Source organism: Rhizobium atlanticum, from assembly GCF_030182485.1.
Classification (GTDB): Bacteria; Pseudomonadota; Alphaproteobacteria; order Rhizobiales; family Rhizobiaceae; genus Rhizobium.
The window spans coordinates 58,235-75,179 of sequence record NZ_JAQJCJ010000021.1 but is presented as its reverse complement, the minus strand read 5'-3'; the positions used below and the strand labels follow the sequence as shown (position 1 = coordinate 75,179).

Below are 16,945 nucleotides of genomic sequence, written 5' to 3'. Positions count from 1 at the left end.
GACGACGTCGAAATGCTTCGGGTCACCTTGATTGCAATCAAGGACGCTGCACGACCCGTCATGTACGATCCTCCAACCTGAGATGCACGCGGGCTGCATGGCGGCCGCAGCCTTTGACGTCCGGTTCTGGAGGAACGCATGGAATTCCAGATGGCATTTCCGATAGCCGTTATCGACGAGGATTTTGACGGCAAGAGCGCTGCCGGACGCGGTATGCGCGACCTCGCTGCCGCCATCGAAAGGGAAGGGTTCCGGATCGTTTCCGGCGTTTCCTATGAAGATGCCCGCCGTCTCGTCCATGTCTTCAACACAGAGTCCTGCTGGCTGGTCTCCGTCGACGGCACCGAAGACAAGACAACGCGCTGGCAGGTGCTGGGAGAGGTGCTCGCCGCGAAGCGGCAGAGGAACGACCGCCTGCCGATCTTCCTCTTCGGCGACGACACGACGGCGGAAGACGTGCCGACGCCGGTATTGCGCCATGCCAATGCCTTCTTTCGGCTGTTCGAGGATTCGGCCGAATTCATGGCGCGCGCCATCGCGCAGGCTGCCCGCAACTATCTCGACCGGCTACCGCCGCCGATGTTCAAGGCGTTGATGGATTATACGCTCGAAGGCGCTTATTCATGGCATACGCCCGGCCATGGCGGCGGCATTGCGTTTCGCAAGAGTCCGGTGGGCCAGCTCTTCTACACGTTCTTCGGCGAAAATACGCTGCGATCGGATATTTCCGTATCGGTCGGCAGCATCGGTTCGCTTCTCGATCATGTCGGGCCAATCGCCGAGGGCGAGCGCAATGCCGCGCGCATCTTCGGCACCGATGAAACCCTCTTCGTCGTCGGCGGCACGTCGACTGCCAACAAGATCATCTGGCACGGCATGGTCGGGCGCGGCGATCTCGTCCTGTGCGACCGTAACTGTCACAAATCAATCCTGCATTCCCTCATCATGACGGGCGCCACGCCAATCTATCTGACGCCGTCGCGCAACGGGCTCGGCATCATCGGTCCGATTTCCAAGGATCAGTTCACGCCTGAAGCCATCGCCGGCAAGATCGCCGCCAGCCCTTTTGCCGGACAGACCAGCGGCAAAGTCCGGCTGATGGTCATCACCAACTCGACCTATGATGGCCTCTGCTACAATGTCGATGCGATCAAGGCGTCGCTCGGCGACGCGGTGGAGGTGCTGCATTTCGACGAAGCCTGGTACGCCTATGGCAACTTCCACGAATTCTACGACGGTTTCCACGGGATATCGTCAAACCAGCCGGCACGGTCGAAGAACGCCATCACCTTTGCCACGCACTCGACGCACAAGCTGCTGGCCGCCCTTTCCCAGGCATCGATGATCCATATCCAGCATGCCGAGACCAAGCGTCTCGACATCACCCGCTTCAACGAAGCCTTCATGATGCATACCTCGACCTCGCCGCAATATGGCATCATCGCCTCCTGCGATGTCGCGGCCGCCATGATGGAACAGCCAGCCGGCCGCGCCCTGGTGCAGGAGACGATCGATGAGGCGATCAGCTTCCGCCGGGCGATGAACGCGGTGAGGAAACAGACGGAAGGCACCTGGTGGTTTGACGTCTGGGAGCCGACGGCTGCCGGACAGACGCCGAGCGATACCCGTGCCGATTGGGTCCTGAAGCCGGATGATGCCTGGCATGGTTTTGCCGGCCTTGCCGAAAACCATGTCATGGTCGACCCGATCAAGGTCACAATCCTGTCGCCGGGCCTGTCGGCGAGCGGAGTGATGGATGAGCACGGCATACCGGCTGCCGTTATCACCAAGTTCCTGTCGTCGCGGCGCATTGAGATCGAAAAAACCGGTCTCTATTCCTTCCTCGTGCTTTTCTCGATGGGTATTACCCGCGGCAAATGGAGCACGCTGATCACTGAGCTCCTCAATTTCAAGGATCTCTATGATGCCAACGCGCCGTTGACGCGAGCGCTGCCCGCGCTCGCCGCCGCGCATCAGGAAGCCTATGCCGGCATGGGGTTGAAGGATCTCTGCGCGCAGATCCATGCGATCTACCGCAAAGATGACGTCCCGAAGGCGCAGCGCGCGATGTACACTGCCCTGCCCGAAATGGCATTGCGTCCGGCGGACGCCTATGACCGGCTGGTCAAAGGCAGGATCGAGAGCGTCGAGATTAACAATCTCATGAACCGCATCCTCGCCGTGATGATCGTTCCCTATCCGCCGGGAATTCCGCTGATCATGCCCGGCGAGAGGATCACCCAATCGACGAAATCGATTCAGGATTACCTGCTCTACGCCCGCGATTTCGATCGCAAGTTCCCCGGTTTCGAAACCGATATCCATGGTCTTCGCTTCGCTCCCGGCGACGGCGGACGCCGCTATCTCGTCGATTGCATTGCAGAGGAGGCGCCAGAATGATCCCGCGCGATGTGAAGTCTCCAACGGTCGCCATACCGTTCCACAAGCTGCTGAAAATCGTCGCCGTCGTCGACCGCGACAATCCCCAGGCGCAGGAGCTCGTGGCGCAGATCACCGCCCAGGGCTTCGAGGTGGAAGTGCGGGGCGACTATTCAGCCGATGTATCCGAGGATGCCGACGTCGGCGCTTATATCGGCTCGGTCGAGGACGGGCGGCTGCTCTCGGCACGCAGCTTCCTTCGCTGCGTCAGGGGGATCGGTTTTCGCACGCCGATCTGGGCGATGGCCGATACGCTGACCATCGCGGATATGGATGTCGTGGAAATGGCTGGCGAAGTGGATGGGTTCGTCTATCTCGGTCAGCAGACACCAGTCTTCTATGCCAAGCAGATCGTGTCCAGCGCCGTCAACTACGGCAAATCGCTGCTCCCGCCATTCTTCGGCGGCATGATGGCCTATGATGGCGAAGCCAATATCGCCTTTGATTGCCCAGGGCACCAGGGCGGCCAGTTCTATCGAAAGTCACCGGCCGGCCAGCTCTTCTTCAAATATTTCGGCGAAAGCATTTTCCGCAACGACCTCTGCAATGCAGATGTCGATCTCGGCGATCTGCTCATCCATGAAGGGCCTGCCGTCGAAGCTCAGAAAGCGGCGGCGCGCATCTTCGGCGCCGACCGCACCTATTTCATCCTGAACGGCACCAGCACCTCCAACAAGGTGGTAGCGAACGCGGTCTTGCGCAGCGGCGATCTCGTGCTCTTCGATCGCAACAATCACAAGTCGCTGCACCAGGGTGCCCTCGTACAGGCCGGCGCAATCCCGATCTTTCTGCCGACCGCCCGCAACTCCTTCGGCATGATCGGCGCTGTCGACTGGGCGGCCTGGGACGAGGCCTGGCTGCGGCAAAAGATAGAGGAACATCCACTCGTCACCGACAAGAGCCGTGCGCAGGCGGAGAGGCCTTTCCGTCTGGCCTGCATCCAGCTCGCGACCTATGACGGCACGATCTACAATGTCGCCCAGGTGATGGAGAAGCTCGGCCATCTCTGCGACTACGTGCTGTGGGACGAGGCCTGGATCGGCTACAACGCCTTCCACCCCCTCTTTGAGGGTCACAGCCCGATGCGTCTCAAGGATCTCAGGGCTGACATGCCCGGGCTGTTCTCCACGCAATCGGTGCACAAGCAGGGCGCCGGCTTCTCGCAGGCATCGCAGATCCACAAACGCGACGAACATATCAGCGGCCAGCGCCGCTTCGTCGAACATAAGCGCTTCAATGAATCGCTGCTGATGCATGTGTCGACGTCTCCCTTCTACCCGCTGTTCGCCTCGCTCGATGTCAATGCCAAGGTGCATGAGGGCAAGGCTGGCGAGATGCTCTGGGACCGCTGCATCGAACTCGGGATCGAGGTTCGCAAGAAGCTGCGCGGTTTCGTGGAGCATTACGAAACCAAGGCCGCGCACCCGGAAGAGCAGTGGTTCTTCGATCCTTTCGTGCCGGACAGGGTGACGGTTTCGCGCTCGAAGCACACCGGCGATCTTGCCGCCGCCAAGTGGGAAGACGTCCCGACGGAGGTGCTGAAACGCGAGCAGCAATGCTGGCGGTTCGATCCAGAGGCGAGCTGGCACGGTTATTCAGGTTACGCGCCCGGCTACACCATGGTCGACCCCAACAAGCTTGCAATACTGACACCCGGCATCGACCGGAAGACCGGCGAATATCGCGAGTTCGGCATTCCGGCGACCGTCGTCGCCAACTATCTGCGCGAGCAGCGGGTCGTGGCGGAAAAATGCGACTTGAACAGCCTGCTCTTTTTGCTGACGCCGGCTGAAGACGAGAGCAAGCTGAACACGCTGGTCGCCAAGCTCGTCAAGTTCAAAAACCTGTGGGATCGCGACGCACCCTTGCCAGAAGTGCTGCCGACCGTCTTTGCGGCCAATCGCGAGCGTTATGCCGGCTACAGCGTCCGCCAGGTCTGCAGGGAGATGCATTCCTTCTATCGCGAGGCGGGTGTCAAGGAGCTGCAGCGCCTGTGCTTCCGCTCCGAAAGCTTCCCGGAACCGGCAATCGCACCCAAACAGGCCTATGAGGCACTCGTCGCCAACAATGTCGACTATGTGCCGCTGACGGAAGCCGCCGGCCGCATCTCGGCAACCTTGGCGCTGATCTATCCGCCCGGTATCGGCGTGATCGTGCCTGGAGAACGCTGGGACGAGAGGGCGCGGCCGATGCGGGACTATTTCCTCGCCTTCGAAGAATCCTTCAACCGCTTCCCCGGCTTCAATTACGAGGTCCAAGGCGTGTTCCAGGAGCGGATCGATGGGCGGATCAAGTTCCACACATATGTCGTGCGCGAGTAGGGCTGGAGCAGTCATGAAAAGTGCGAAGCGATTTTTGCGGAAACGACATGTGTGAAAACAGAGAGTTAAAGCGTGAGCCAAGCCAACCTGCAGGATCGCAACGCGCTTTAGGGAGGATTTCGTCATGACCGACAACACGATGCATCTTGCGGCCGAGGCCACAACCAAGAAAAAGATGAACCTGGTGCAGCTCACCTTTATCGTCGCCGTCAACATGATGGGGTCGGGGATCATCATGCTGCCTGCCAATATGGCGCAGGTCGGGGCGATCTCGCTGCTCTCCTGGCTCGTGACCGCCATCGGCTCGATGGCGATCGCCTATGGCTTCGCCCAGGCCGGGCTGTTCAACCAGCGCCCCGGTGGCATGTCCGCCTATGCGGAGGATGCCTATGGGAAGGACGGCTACTTCATGGTGTTCTTCCTGTATTTCCTGTCGCTTGCCGTCGGCAATGTGGCGATCGGCATCTCGGCCGTCGGGTACCTTGCCGGTTTCTTTCCGGTGCTGACCTCGACGCCGATCATGACCTGCCTGGCGCTGATCGTGCTCTTGTGGCTGACCACGGCCGCCAATTTCGGTGGACCGCGCATTACCGGCCGCATCGGCTCGGTCACTGTCTGGGGCGTCATCCTTCCCGTCGGCCTGCTGTCGATCCTCGGCTGGCTCTGGTTCAGCTCCAGTACCTTCGCCGCCGCCTGGAACCCGCAAGGCTTGACACTTGGGCAGGGAATGGGATCGAGCATCTCGCTTACCCTCTGGGCTTTCCTCGGCATGGAGTCCGCGGCGCAGAATTCCGATGCCGTCGAAAATCCCAAGCGTGACGTACCGCTCGCCTGCATGTTCGGCACGCTGGGCGCCGCCGTCATCTACATCCTGTCGACGACGGTCATTCAAGGCATCGTGCCGAATGCGGATCTTGCTACCTCAACGGGACCTTTCGCACTCGCCTATGCCACCATGTTCAATTCCACCATTGGCTCCATCGTCATGGCGCTTGCCGTGCTGGCATGCCTGGGCTCGCTACTCGGATGGCAGTTTACGATCGCGCAGACGGCGAAAACCGCCGCCGATGAGAGAATGTTCCCATCCATATTCTCGCGGGTGAACGAGATGGGGGCTCCCATGGCCGGCATGATCATTCTTGGCATCGTGCAGACATTCCTTGCCTTAATGACCATATCGCCGACTTTGAGCGAACAGTTCTCAGCGCTCGTCAACCTCGCCGTCGTCACCAACGTACTGCCCTATATCATCGCGCTTTCGTCGCTGTTCGTCATGATGAAGGCTGCCCGCGTGCCACAGCCGAAATACCGGCTGAATGCGACCATCGCCCTGGTCGGGATGGCCTACAGCGTCTTCGCCATCTATGCCTCCGGAAAGGATGCGGTGCTCGGCGGCATGATCGTCACAGGCATCGGCTTCATCATCTACGGCTTGATCGCCCCGCGTTTCGCCAGCGGCACGAACCGGCTTCCGGCCGAGTAACAGAGGAGGATCAGACATGTCACGAGAAAATGCTCGGTGGGCGGGTATCACAGCCTCTGCCCTCGCCGCAACGGCTTTGTTTGCCCTCAGCACGCCCACGCAGGCTCAGACGCTCGATCGCGTCAGAACAAGCAGCGCGCTGAAGCTCGGCTACGATCCGGATGCGAGGCCCTTTTCGTTCAATGGCGAACAGGGACGGCCGGATGGCTATGCCGTCGCCCTCTGCAACAAGATTGCCGATAGCCTGAGGGCACAGCTGAACCTGCCGAAGCTCGATGTCGAATGGGTTTCGCTTTCAGGCGACGTCAAGACACGAGCGATAGAGAGTGGTACCGCTGATATTGTCTGCGGTGCGGAGCCGGTGACATTGACGCGCCGGCAGCAGGTGTCGTTTTCCATCCCGATCTTCCCGAGCGGCACCGGCGCGCTCCTGAGCGCCAGCTCGCCGCTGGCCTTGCGGGAAGTGCTGCAGTATGGCGAACCTTCGACCCGCCCCGTCTGGCGCGGTTCACCGGCGCGCACGATCCTCGAGCACAAGACCTTCTCCTCAATTGCCGGCACGACGAGCGAAGGCTGGCTAAGCGACAGGATCAAGACTTTTCAACTCGCTGCGACGGCTGCGCCGGTCGACAATTACCAGCAGGGGATCGAGCGCGTCGTAGATGGCAGTTCGGCGGTGCTCTTCGGCGACATGCCGATCCTGATGGATGCCGCCGCCCGCAGTGACAATTCCGGCAATCTGATCGTCCTGCAGCGCCATTTCACCTACGAACCGCTCGGCCTTGAGCTCGCGCGCGGCGATGAGGACTTCCGCCTTGCCGTCGATCGCGCGCTCAGCCAGGCCTATGCCGGGCCGGATTTCCGGACATTCTTCACAACCTGGTTCGGGCCGCCGGACGAAGGGACCGTGACATTTTTCCAGCAAACAGCGCTGCCGGAATAGCACTGCGACGGATCGAGCCGCCAAACACGTGGCGTGCTCCGGAGCGGGCCATATTGATCTGCAAACCCGCTGAACGGCTGAAGCAACTGAACGGGAGCGACGGGGTGAGTCTTCTCTGGAAAGAAATCCGTCACAATCCCATGCTGTGGCTGCTCGCCGCGGTGCCGGTGGTCTTCGTCGCTGCGGGCGTTGCCCCCGAGGCTCATACGGTGCTCTTCATCCTGTCGGTGCTTGCCGTGATACCCCTGGCTGGGCTCCTCAGTCACGCTACCGAATCCGTTGCGGCGAAAACCGGCGACGCCGCTGGCGGGCTGCTCAATGCCACGCTTGGCAATCTGACGGAGCTCGTCATCGCGCTGACGGCCTTAAGTGCAGGCCAATATACGCTGGTAAAATCATCGGTTGCCGGTGCGATCGTCACCAACACCTTGTTCATGCTGGGGGCATCGTTTTTGCTCGGCGGCCTCAAACATCACAGCCAGGAATTCAACCGAGCCAATGCGCGTCTTCAGGCCGGTCTGCTCTTCCTCGCCACGATCGGCCTGCTGATGCCATCGGCGGTTGCGTCAATGGATTCGACCTCGGCTACGGAAGTGATCAACAAGCTCAGCTTAGGCTTGGCGGTCCTGCTTATCGTCGGATACGCGCTGGGACTGCTGTTCACCCTCAAGACGCATCGGGAGTTTTTTGCTGCCGCCGAGCACGCCGAGACCGACGAAACCCCGTGGCCGATCGGGGTGGCGCTGACCACACTCGCCGGTGTGACGATACTGGTCGCCCTGGTCAGCGAAATCTTCGTCGAGTCGGTGCAGGAGGCTGCCAAGGTTTTTGGAATGACGTCCGCCTTTGTCGGTTTCATCGTAGTAGCACTGGTGGGCGGCGCAGCCGAAATGGCTTCGGCATTTTCCGGTGCACGCAAGAACCGCCTCGACCTGAGCGTGGGCATAGCGCTTGGAAGCGCCTCGCAGATAGCCCTTTTCGTGGCGCCCGTGCTGGTGCTGTTGAGCTACGTCATCGGGCCGACGCCGATGGATCTGCAGTTTTCTCCGGGCGTGGTCGTCATGGTTTTGCTGGCGACCATGACGGCGATGTTCGTCACCAACAGCGGGCGTTCCGCGTGGTTCGTCGGCATATTGGTGCTGATGGTTTACATGATCTTCGCCACGACTTTGTATGTTTTGCCCGATCGGGGCTCTTGAGGCCGCATAATGGCTTGGCAAACAAACTGCGCGAGATCGACGTGAGGCTCGGTTGCCGGCGATAATGCTGCGTAAGTCTGACCAATGCCCTGATCCAACTGCAGGAAGGCCGGAAGGTGTCGGTAAGAGCTGGCCGAAAATCGAGCCATAGACGGATGCGGCGCCTGTTTTTCATCGCGCTCGCAACGCAGCTTCGTGTGATCTGGCCAATCGTGTCAGGGATCGTCTCCCTGATGGTCGGATCCGGGCTTGCAATCTGGCGTATCGAAAACTGGCGCATTGACGAAGCGATGTATTTCACTTTCGTCACCGGCCTGACGATCGGCTACGGCGATTTTACCCCCAAACATATTACGTCGCGGATTTTGGCGCTGGTGATCGGCTTTGCGGGCATCGTGCTGACCGGCGTCGTCGCGGCCGTTACGGTGAAAGCTCTGAATGCGGACGACCAGAAGCCTTGATTCCTGCTCTGCTGCGCTATTGCAACGGCGTCGCCGGCGGCCGGACTTAGTTCTCAATCATTGCGCAAGACGCGCCCGGGAGTGCCGCTCAGTTACGTATTGCTACGGAAGTCCAGAGCCATCAGCGGGTGTATAAGGCAACAGGTAGCGTCGCGGGAGGGCTCGATGGTATCGGATGAGGGAAGAACCAGCCCCGCACATCACGATCCCGCAGCCGTTCGCGAGCAGCTCGATCGCATCCTCGCCAGTCCCGAATTTCATGCTCCCGAGCGTGGGAGGCGTTTCCTGCAATATATCGTCGAAGAGATGCTGGAAGGACGCGGCGAACAGCTCAAGGCCTATACGATTGCGCAGGCGGTTTTCGGGCGCGACGCCTCTTTCGATGCGCAGAATGACCCGGTCGTGCGCATCGAGGCGGGGCGGATTCGCCGCGCGCTCGAGCGATATTACCTCGTCAGCGGAAGAAGCGATCCGATCGGGATAACCATCCCCAAAGGAGGCTATTCGCCGCATTTTTCAAGCACCAATGGCACCTCGAATTCCGGCGTTGGAACGAATTCGCAAAACCCCGGAAACAAGCAGGGCGGTCTTGATCGGCCGATCGCCTACCGCGATCTTCTGCTGCCGATTGGCCTACCGGCGCTGTTGGGCGTGATCGCGATTCTGGCTATCATCCGCCCGTTGGAATCTTATTTTTCAAGGCCAAAGGCGCCGCCGGCGCCCGCCGCGTCGACGCTTGCAAGCAAGGCCAGCATCGTCGTCGAGCCCTTCGCGGCTCTCGGCGGCAGCTCCGAAGGCTTAAATTTTGCGAAAGGCTTAGCAGACCAGCTGCTGACGAAGCTGATGAGAGCGGAAAATCTTGTCGTGCTCGGGCCCGATCGGCCAGGTGCCCAACCGATCGTTCCACAGTTCAATCTGCAGGGAAGCGTGGTTATCGAGGGATCGGCCCTTCATCTGCATGTCCGCCTGATCAATGGCGCCGACGGCACGGTCATATGGGCAAATCGATATGATCGCGAGCTCCAAGGCCGGACCATTCTCGATATCGAGGACGAGATCGCCATGCAAATCGCTCTGGAAATTGCGGAAAGCCGCAAGCAGAGCACCACACCGCCCGATCGATAAGCGCCTTATCTTGCCGCGGTGGCGTCGATATCAAGCCCCGAGGCACGCAATCCGTTCAGCAAGCGCTCCTGATCTTCAGGCCGTTGCAAGCGCAGCGAAACTTCCTCGCGGATATTGACCATCAATGCCGGCGCATGGGTATAAAGCCAGCGCTTTTCCGCTTCGGCTTCCTCGGTCTTGCCGGCGGCCCCGAGAATGGATAGCAGGACGAGACGATGGACAGGGTTCGAGCCGAGATCGGATTTTCGCGACCAGCGCTCCGCCTGTTCGAGATCGCCTTTGATGAATGCACAGAGCGCCATGCCGGCTTCATAATATCCGCTGGGACCGACGCCTCTGTTGAGGGCGATCGAGAGTAGTTCGCAGCCTGACTGCCATTTCCCGGAAAGCGCCAGTCGATAGCCATATTCGCCCGCGACTTCGACGTCGCTGGGATTGGCGGCGTAGGCCGCCGTGCCAGCCTTCAGCGCCTTGTCGACATCTCCCTGGAAGAAGCCCACCAACATCAGTGCCTGCAGAACCCGGGGATCGCTGGGCGCGAGTGATGCCGCCCTCTCCACCGCAGCGTTTGCCATTTCGAGCGGTCGAACCGAAGAGGGGGTGCTGAGCTTGTAGCGAAACCGCACCTCATCAAGATAGACCATGGAAAGCAATGTCCAGGGAGCAACGTTATCGGGGAAACGCTGTGTCGCCTGCCGGAGGCATTCCAGTGCGGCAGCGTGGCTTTGCGCGGTCATGGCCTGACGGTAGCTGTAATAGGCGCGCGTGCAGGCATAGTCATCCTGGTCGCCATTCTGCGCTGGTCCGACGATCTTATCCGTCTCGGTTTGAAGGATGGCGCCATTAGGATGCGCGATAGCGGTGGAAATCTGCCGGGAAATGTTGGCTTGGATGACGAGCTTGTTCTCGGCTTGAAGATCGGCATCGAAATTTCTGGCCCAGATGACCGCGCCATCCGATTGGCGCACGAGCCTCGCTGAGGCGCGCAACCTGCTTTTGTCGAGCTGGACATTGCCGTGGAGCGAGTAGTCGGCAACGGCGGCCTGCCCGCCGCGTAGCGGATCGGCAACGACGATGATGTCGTCGATCCGGGCAAGCTGACCGATTACATCGTCCCTCAGGCCGCGAGCGATGTCCGAACCGGCGCCGGCGGAACCGCTTTCGGAAAAGAATTCGACGAGCACCTTCGGATGGGCGCTCGCCAGCGGCAGCGTCGCAGTCGGTCGCCCGTTCCAAACAGACAGCGCAATTGCAAGGGCCAAGGCGAAGACCCCAAACCCCACTGATATGACGATCCCGAAGCCCCGAGCTGCCGAGAGCGTCGGAGCACGCATCGTGCTACGAGGGCTGTCTTGGACGTTGAGCTCTGCAGCCTGAGGTTCTTCCGGATTTATCGAGGACGGAGGCGGGACTTCCTGTGCATATTCGAAATGGGGCACATATGCGCCTTTGGGCACGGTAATGACGACCTCGTCCGTGCGGCCTGCGACGAGGTAATAACGCTCGAGCGCCTTTCTGATCCGACCGGCCTCGATCCGGACGACCGGATCATTCTGCGGGTCAAATGAAGCCTCGCGGCCAAAAACAACATTCGCTATCGTAAAAGCTTTCAGGAACCCCGATCGGCCGGCGAGCGTCTCGTTGACGACGAACTCGAGGAAATCCCGCCCCCGCTTCGGCGCATGAAATTCCTCGCTTGCGAGAATTCGCTCGACCTGACGGCAGATTTCATCAACCGTCGGCTCGAGACTGCCCAAAACATTGACCTTTGCGTTCCTCATGATCGCCCCACGACAAGTCACGCATTATCTAAGCCCGTTCTAATACATCATACCGCGCCAGCCTTTGGTTGCAAGTTTTGCTTTGGGATTCGCGCAGAACGCCCCAAATTTGGGCGCGGACCGTTCTTGACGCGGATGAGCGGCGCCGATTGTCCGCTACCGAACTAATGTTGTCTTTCTGATACAGTTAATGTTACCACGGGAACAATCCGGCACCTTTCTGACTTCGTATCAATTGCAGGACGCGGTACCAGTGCGGAGCTAGTTCATGAGCCAAGAACGCGGCCGCAGAAAACTGATGTTGCGGCTTCCGGATATCCGCCATCTGCTGGCGGACATAACCAACGAGACCCTCGGAGAACTGTTCGAGGCCTACGATCTTGCAGTCGATGCGCTGGATCGGTTCCGGACCCAGAGCCCGAGAGAAGACAGGCTCGTTGCGGAATATGAGGAGCTCTGTCGCGACATAGAGCAGGAGGTCGTGGTCTACTGTACCAACAGGTAGACACGCCGAAGAAGACTATCCGGCGCGCTCGACCTCAAGGGCCGGCGCGCGATCATGTTCTGATCCTTCCGTCATTGCCGCAGGCCAGGCCCAGGCTCTCAGCAGCTCGTAGAAGACGCTGAGCACTACCGGCCCCAGAAAAAGCCCCAGCAGCCCGTGGGACAGAGTGCCGCCGATCACGCCGATCAGGATGACGGGCATGGGAGTCGAGAGGCCTCTCGCCATCAGGATGGGTTTCAGGATGTTGTCGACGATCGAGATCGGCACGGCAAGGCAGGTAAAGGCAAAGGCGCTGGCGAATGGCCAGGAGAACCACGCCCAGATGACGAGGGGAAGGAGCACCAGCGCTGGCCCGAGTTGCATGACGCACAGGATGAAGACGACGAAGGTGAGCGCTCCACGCGCTGGAACGTCGAAGATGGCAAAACACAATCCGCAAAGCAGGGTCTGCAGGAAAGCCACGCCGATGACACCGCGTGAGACATTCCGGACCGTGGTTCCCGACAGCCGGGCGAAACCAACGCCCTTGTCGCCCGCGACCCGGCTTGCCAGAATCTGTATCGCTGCCGCCAGGCGCGTTGACTGGGTGAGGAACAGGCCGGAGAGCATTATAGAGACGACGAAACTCAATACACCGCCGCCGATCGAGGCAAGCTTTGTGACCACTGCGCCCATGACCTCTCGGATGGGCGCCTGAAACTTGATGATCGTCGAAGCCAGATCGCCGGCAAGGCGGTTCCAAATGTCATGGAGCCGCTCACCGACAACCGGCCAATCCCTGATGGCGTCAGGCGCTGCCGGCAGGGTAAATTCTCCCGTTCGTAACTTGCCGATCAACGCCTCTGCGGTGTCGGTGAAATTGACCGCGACAAGGGCGAGCGGCGCGATGATCAGGACGAGGCAACCGGCGACGATGACGATGGCGGCGATCACCGGCCGGTTTCCGATCAGTCGCGAGAGCGTCGCAAACATCGGAAAGAGAGCGACGGCGAGGATGGCGGCCCAGATGAGAATAAGCGCGAAAGGAGCAATCAGCGTCATCGTCCAATAAGCGAAAAGGCAGATAATGCCCAGACGGACGAGATCGCTTACTCTCGCCTCTATCGAAATCTGACCTGCGCCGGTCCCTTGCGTTGTCGTATCGGCTGTCTGCTCCATCGTCGCATCCGTCGGGTTACAGGCCGGACCGTCATGCCCTACGATGTCATGTCAGGCACGACATGGCGGACGCTGCGATCCTCAGTGAAATCGGCCGGCCGTTTTTGCCGTTTGCCCAGGTCGGGCTCGTCGAACTTCAGCCGTTCATAAGGAATGGACTGCAGGATGTGCGAGATGCAGTTGATCCGGGCGCGCTTCTTGTCGTCGGAAGGCACGATCCACCACGGAGCGTGTTTGGAGTCGGTCATCCGCAGCATATCGTCATAGGCGCGCGTATAATCCCACCAGCGCTGGTAGGATTCGACATCCATCGGGCTGAGCTTCCATTGCCGCAGGGGATCGTCGATCCGGCGCCTGAAGCGGCGCTCCTGTTCCTCCTCGCTGACCGTCAGGAAATATTTGAGCAGAATGACGCCGCTCTCGACGATCGCCGCTTCGAAGCGAGGGGCAAGCTCGAGAAAGCGCTGCGCCTTCTTCTCGCTGGTGAAGCCCATGACACGGTCGACGCCGGCCCGGTTATACCAGCTGCGATCGAATATCACGATTTCACCGGCCGCCGGCAGATGAGCGATATAACGCTGCATGTAGATCTGCGACTTCTCGCGGTCGGTGGGCGCGGGCAGCGCCACGACGCGGAAAACCCGAGGACTGACCCTCTCCGTTATCCGCTTGATCATGCCGCCCTTGCCGGCGGCGTCCCGCCCCTCGAAGATGATGACGATCCTTGCGCCCGACTTTTTCACCCAGGCCTGAAGATGCGCCAGTTCCACCTGCAGCCGGTTGATCTCCTTCTCATAATCCCAAGATTTCTTTTTCTTTTTATCCTTGCCGTTGCGGGTTGGCTCCACTTCGGCCTGTCTCGGCTCATAATTCTCGTCCATGGCTCTCCCTCCTTCTGTCACTGGGATGCGTTGCCGGCCGAAACGGTGCGGTCGGTCTGGTCGATATCGCCGATCAGCGCCCGCAAGGCTTCTTCCCTACCGTTGAAAAGATTGTCGGCGCCGATCGCCTTGATGACCCCGGCACGGCCGAGAATGGCGCGGCTTTCATCGCTAAGATCGGCAATCGCGAAGAGGATGTTGCGCTTGGCAAGCATTTCGGCCACGGCCTCGAGTGCGGTCGCCCCGGTGCTGTCGATATATGTGATGGCGCTTGCATCGAGGACCAGGCATCGGGTCTCGGGGGGAAGCGCCTTGATCACCGAAATCATGCGCAAGCGCACATAATCGGCGTTGTAGAACAGGATGCTGCCCTGGACCGCAAAGATGGCCGCGCCTTGGATGGGACGGGCTTCCGGAAAGCGCTGCAGATCGAAGAAACCGTGGCGCCCTTCGATGCGGCCAAGAAGGTCGTCACGCGGAAACATCGTCTGACGCAGGAGATAGGCGAAGGTCGCCGCGATAGCGACAATCACCCCATTGAGGACGCCGAAGCTGATCGCGCCCCACATCGCGATCAGCGCGAAGATGAATTCGATGCGGCTGATGCGCCAGATCTTCCTGAGTTCATCGACATCGATGAGGCTGATCGCCGCCGTTGCAAGGATGGCCGCCAGCGCCGGGATCGGGAGAATGCGCAGCGCATCATTCAGGAAGACCAGCGCCGCAACCAGCGTCGCGGCAGAGACCAGACCTGCAAGTTGAGAGACACCTCCCGTCGACAGGTTTATGGCTGTGCGGGAATCCGACACGCTGATCGGAAATGAACCGAAAAGACCAGGTGCGATATTGGCCGCGCCAAGGCCGATCAGTTCCTGGTTTGCATCGACTTCCTCGCCGGTGCGCGAGCCGAAGCTGCGCGCCGCCACTATGCCCGCACCGAAGCTGACGAGAAAAATCGCGGCTGAACCGAGCACGATCTTGTCGAGAGGCATCTGATGAAACGCGGGCAGGGAGAGGGCCGGCAGGCCGCTTGGCAAGTCGCCGACCACGGCGATGCCCTGCCCGCGGAAATCGAAGATCGCCGACAGAACGACAGACACCACTACGACGAGAACCGGGCCGGGAACCTTCAAGTGCAGCGCCCGGACGATCCATAGCAGCGCAAACATCGCAAGGCCGAGGATGAGCGAAGGCCAATGGATCAGGCCGCTCTTGGCGAGCATTTCGACGAGCGGCGCGATCAGCCCGTCGGATTCGATCTTCACTCCGGTGAAGCGGCCGATCTGTCCGACCAGGATCGAAAGCGACACCCCGGCGAAAAACCCGACCAGAATGGGCCGGGACAGGAAGCTCGCGAGAACGCCGAGCTTCAATAGTTTCGCAGCGATGCAGAAGAGGCCGACACCGATGGCAAGCGCCGAAGCGATCGCGACCCGATCGACAGCGGTACCGGCAGGCAAGGCCGCGATGATGGCGCCCATGGCAGCGGCAAGCACCGTCATCGTCGCCGCGTCGGGCCCGACGATCAGCAGCCGCGACGGACCGAAAATCGCGTAGGCGATCGGCGCAAGAATGCTGGCATAGATGCCAGTCTCCGGCGGAAGGCCGGCGATCGCCGGGTAGGCGATGGCGCTTGGCAGGCCGACCGCAGCGACCGACAGCCCGGCCGGGATATCGCTGCGAAGCCAATCCCAGCTGAAACCGCTCAGGCCCCGCAACATCGGAATGCTACCTATCACCGCTGGCTCCTATGCTCTTACCGTTGTTCTTCCCGATCGTCGCGCCGCTTGGCCGCACGGTGGCGTCAACTACGATAGCCAAATCGCAAGACCGCGAGTTGAGACCGCCCGTTTGGCAGCGTTCGCGGCGTGCTGATGAGGGTGGTTTGATACGTTAGCAATCAGATCTGAACGCCGATCGCCATCACGTCTCAGACAAGGATGGTGACGACGAAAACAGGGAGGCTCAAGGCAAGATAGTCGAAACACGGCCGCTCCTTCCGACCGGTCTGGCCTCACCTTATCTCTATCAACGGTCGATATTAGGCCCGTTTCGGCGTGGAGGCTCGTAGCATCGTGTAATCTCTATCGGATCGCTAGCCGCCAGGCCCTTGCGGTGATCGTCAGCGCCTGAGAAGCGGCGCGACGCGATCGTCTAGATTCCTGCCATTCGGCCATTGCCTCGAATTCCCCCGGTGACTCAACAGCCGGCTACCGTAGAGGATCGCGTATTTTACGTCAGCCGCGGGTGCGGCTGTTGTATAGTCTTAACATTTGCTGAGCGCAGTCGGCGGCGGGGGTGGAGATGGCGTCGGGAGATAAAGGTTCGACATATCTATCCGCCCTTGAGACGGCCGAGACTTATTTTCCCAACCAGACGCGGCTGGTACAGCGGCTTTTCTACGTCAACGAGTCCTTTCACAGCATGTGTGAGGATCTCGCGGCCGCCGCCCAGGCTCTGGCGCATCTCGAAGGTCTGCCGGAGGCGGTTCGAGAGGCGCGGCGGCAGGAATATGCGAGCCTGCTAGAGGCTCTGCTGAAAGAGATGGGGGAGGCAATCGCCCAATCGAAAGTCGTCGTGCTGGGGCGACCGCCTCTCATCAGGCCGAAGTCTTCATAAAGGCATGCGTCATTGTTTGATCCAAGGGAG

Annotated in this window: 13 protein-coding genes; 9 read left to right on the top strand and 4 right to left on the bottom strand. The window is 60.3% G+C overall.

The genetic code is table 11. The features are described 5' to 3' along the window. Positions 1–138: 138 nt before the first annotated feature. The 7 genes from PH551_RS26325 (at position 139) to PH551_RS26295 (ending at position 9,971) form a co-directional block, all read left to right on the top strand. The gene (locus tag PH551_RS26325) at positions 139–2,400 is read left to right on the top strand and encodes an Orn/Lys/Arg family decarboxylase (protein WP_285195635.1); all 2,262 of its coding nucleotides are present in this window, start codon (positions 139–141) and stop codon (positions 2,398–2,400) included. Then, on the top strand, positions 2,397–4,760 hold the full coding sequence (speC, locus tag PH551_RS26320) for an ornithine decarboxylase (protein WP_285195634.1): 2,364 nt from the start codon (positions 2,397–2,399) through the stop codon (positions 4,758–4,760). The genes PH551_RS26325 and speC overlap by 4 nt, the downstream gene beginning before the upstream one ends. A gap of 124 nt (positions 4,761–4,884) precedes the next feature. Continuing rightward, complete coding sequence (gene potE / locus PH551_RS26315) at positions 4,885–6,243, top strand: putrescine-ornithine antiporter (protein WP_285195633.1); 1,359 nt, start codon at positions 4,885–4,887, stop codon at positions 6,241–6,243. Between the two features lie 16 nt (positions 6,244–6,259). Continuing rightward, positions 6,260–7,186: an amino acid ABC transporter substrate-binding protein gene (locus tag PH551_RS26310; protein WP_085779035.1), complete on the top strand. Its 927-nt coding sequence runs from the start codon at positions 6,260–6,262 to the stop codon at positions 7,184–7,186. Positions 7,187–7,290: 104 nt separating this feature from the next. After that, on the top strand, positions 7,291–8,385 hold the full coding sequence (gene cax / locus PH551_RS26305) for a calcium/proton exchanger (RefSeq protein ID WP_085780154.1): 1,095 nt from the start codon (positions 7,291–7,293) through the stop codon (positions 8,383–8,385). Between the two features lie 155 nt (positions 8,386–8,540). Next, a complete protein-coding gene (locus PH551_RS26300; protein WP_285195632.1) occupies positions 8,541–8,846 on the top strand; it encodes a potassium channel family protein in 306 nt (101 codons plus the stop codon). Between the two features lie 165 nt (positions 8,847–9,011). Further along, positions 9,012–9,971 (top strand): hypothetical protein, encoded by a 960-nt coding sequence (locus tag PH551_RS26295; protein WP_285195631.1) that lies wholly within the window; start codon positions 9,012–9,014, stop codon positions 9,969–9,971. A 5-nt stretch (positions 9,972–9,976) separates the two neighbouring features. On the opposite strand, the gene PH551_RS26290 is transcribed toward PH551_RS26295, so the two are convergent. Next, positions 9,977–11,752: a hypothetical protein gene (locus tag PH551_RS26290; RefSeq protein WP_285195630.1), complete on the bottom strand. Its 1,776-nt coding sequence runs from the start codon at positions 11,750–11,752 to the stop codon at positions 9,977–9,979. A gap of 268 nt (positions 11,753–12,020) precedes the next feature. On the opposite strand from PH551_RS26290, the gene PH551_RS26285 reads away from it, so the two are divergent. After that, entirely contained in the window at positions 12,021–12,257 is a 237-nt protein-coding gene (locus PH551_RS26285; RefSeq protein WP_097597054.1) for a hypothetical protein, read from the top strand. A gap of 15 nt (positions 12,258–12,272) precedes the next feature. Here PH551_RS26285 and PH551_RS26280 read toward each other — a convergent pair whose 3' ends face one another. The 3 genes from PH551_RS26280 to PH551_RS26270 are packed head-to-tail and all read right to left on the bottom strand — an operon-like array spanning position 12,273 to position 16,035. Next, positions 12,273–13,415, bottom strand: coding sequence for an AI-2E family transporter (locus tag PH551_RS26280; RefSeq protein WP_285195629.1), 1,143 nt, complete (start codon positions 13,413–13,415; stop codon positions 12,273–12,275). Between the two features lie 38 nt (positions 13,416–13,453). Then, positions 13,454–14,296: a polyphosphate kinase 2 gene (gene ppk2 / locus PH551_RS26275; protein WP_285195628.1), complete on the bottom strand. Its 843-nt coding sequence runs from the start codon at positions 14,294–14,296 to the stop codon at positions 13,454–13,456. 17 nt (positions 14,297–14,313) lie between these two features. Beyond that, on the bottom strand, positions 14,314–16,035 hold the full coding sequence (locus PH551_RS26270; protein ID WP_285195627.1) for a SulP family inorganic anion transporter: 1,722 nt from the start codon (positions 16,033–16,035) through the stop codon (positions 14,314–14,316). 565 nt (positions 16,036–16,600) lie between these two features. On the opposite strand from PH551_RS26270, the gene PH551_RS26265 reads away from it, so the two are divergent. Beyond that, positions 16,601–16,915 (top strand): hypothetical protein, encoded by a 315-nt coding sequence (locus PH551_RS26265; RefSeq protein WP_285195626.1) that lies wholly within the window; start codon positions 16,601–16,603, stop codon positions 16,913–16,915. Positions 16,916–16,945 lie beyond the last annotated feature (30 nt).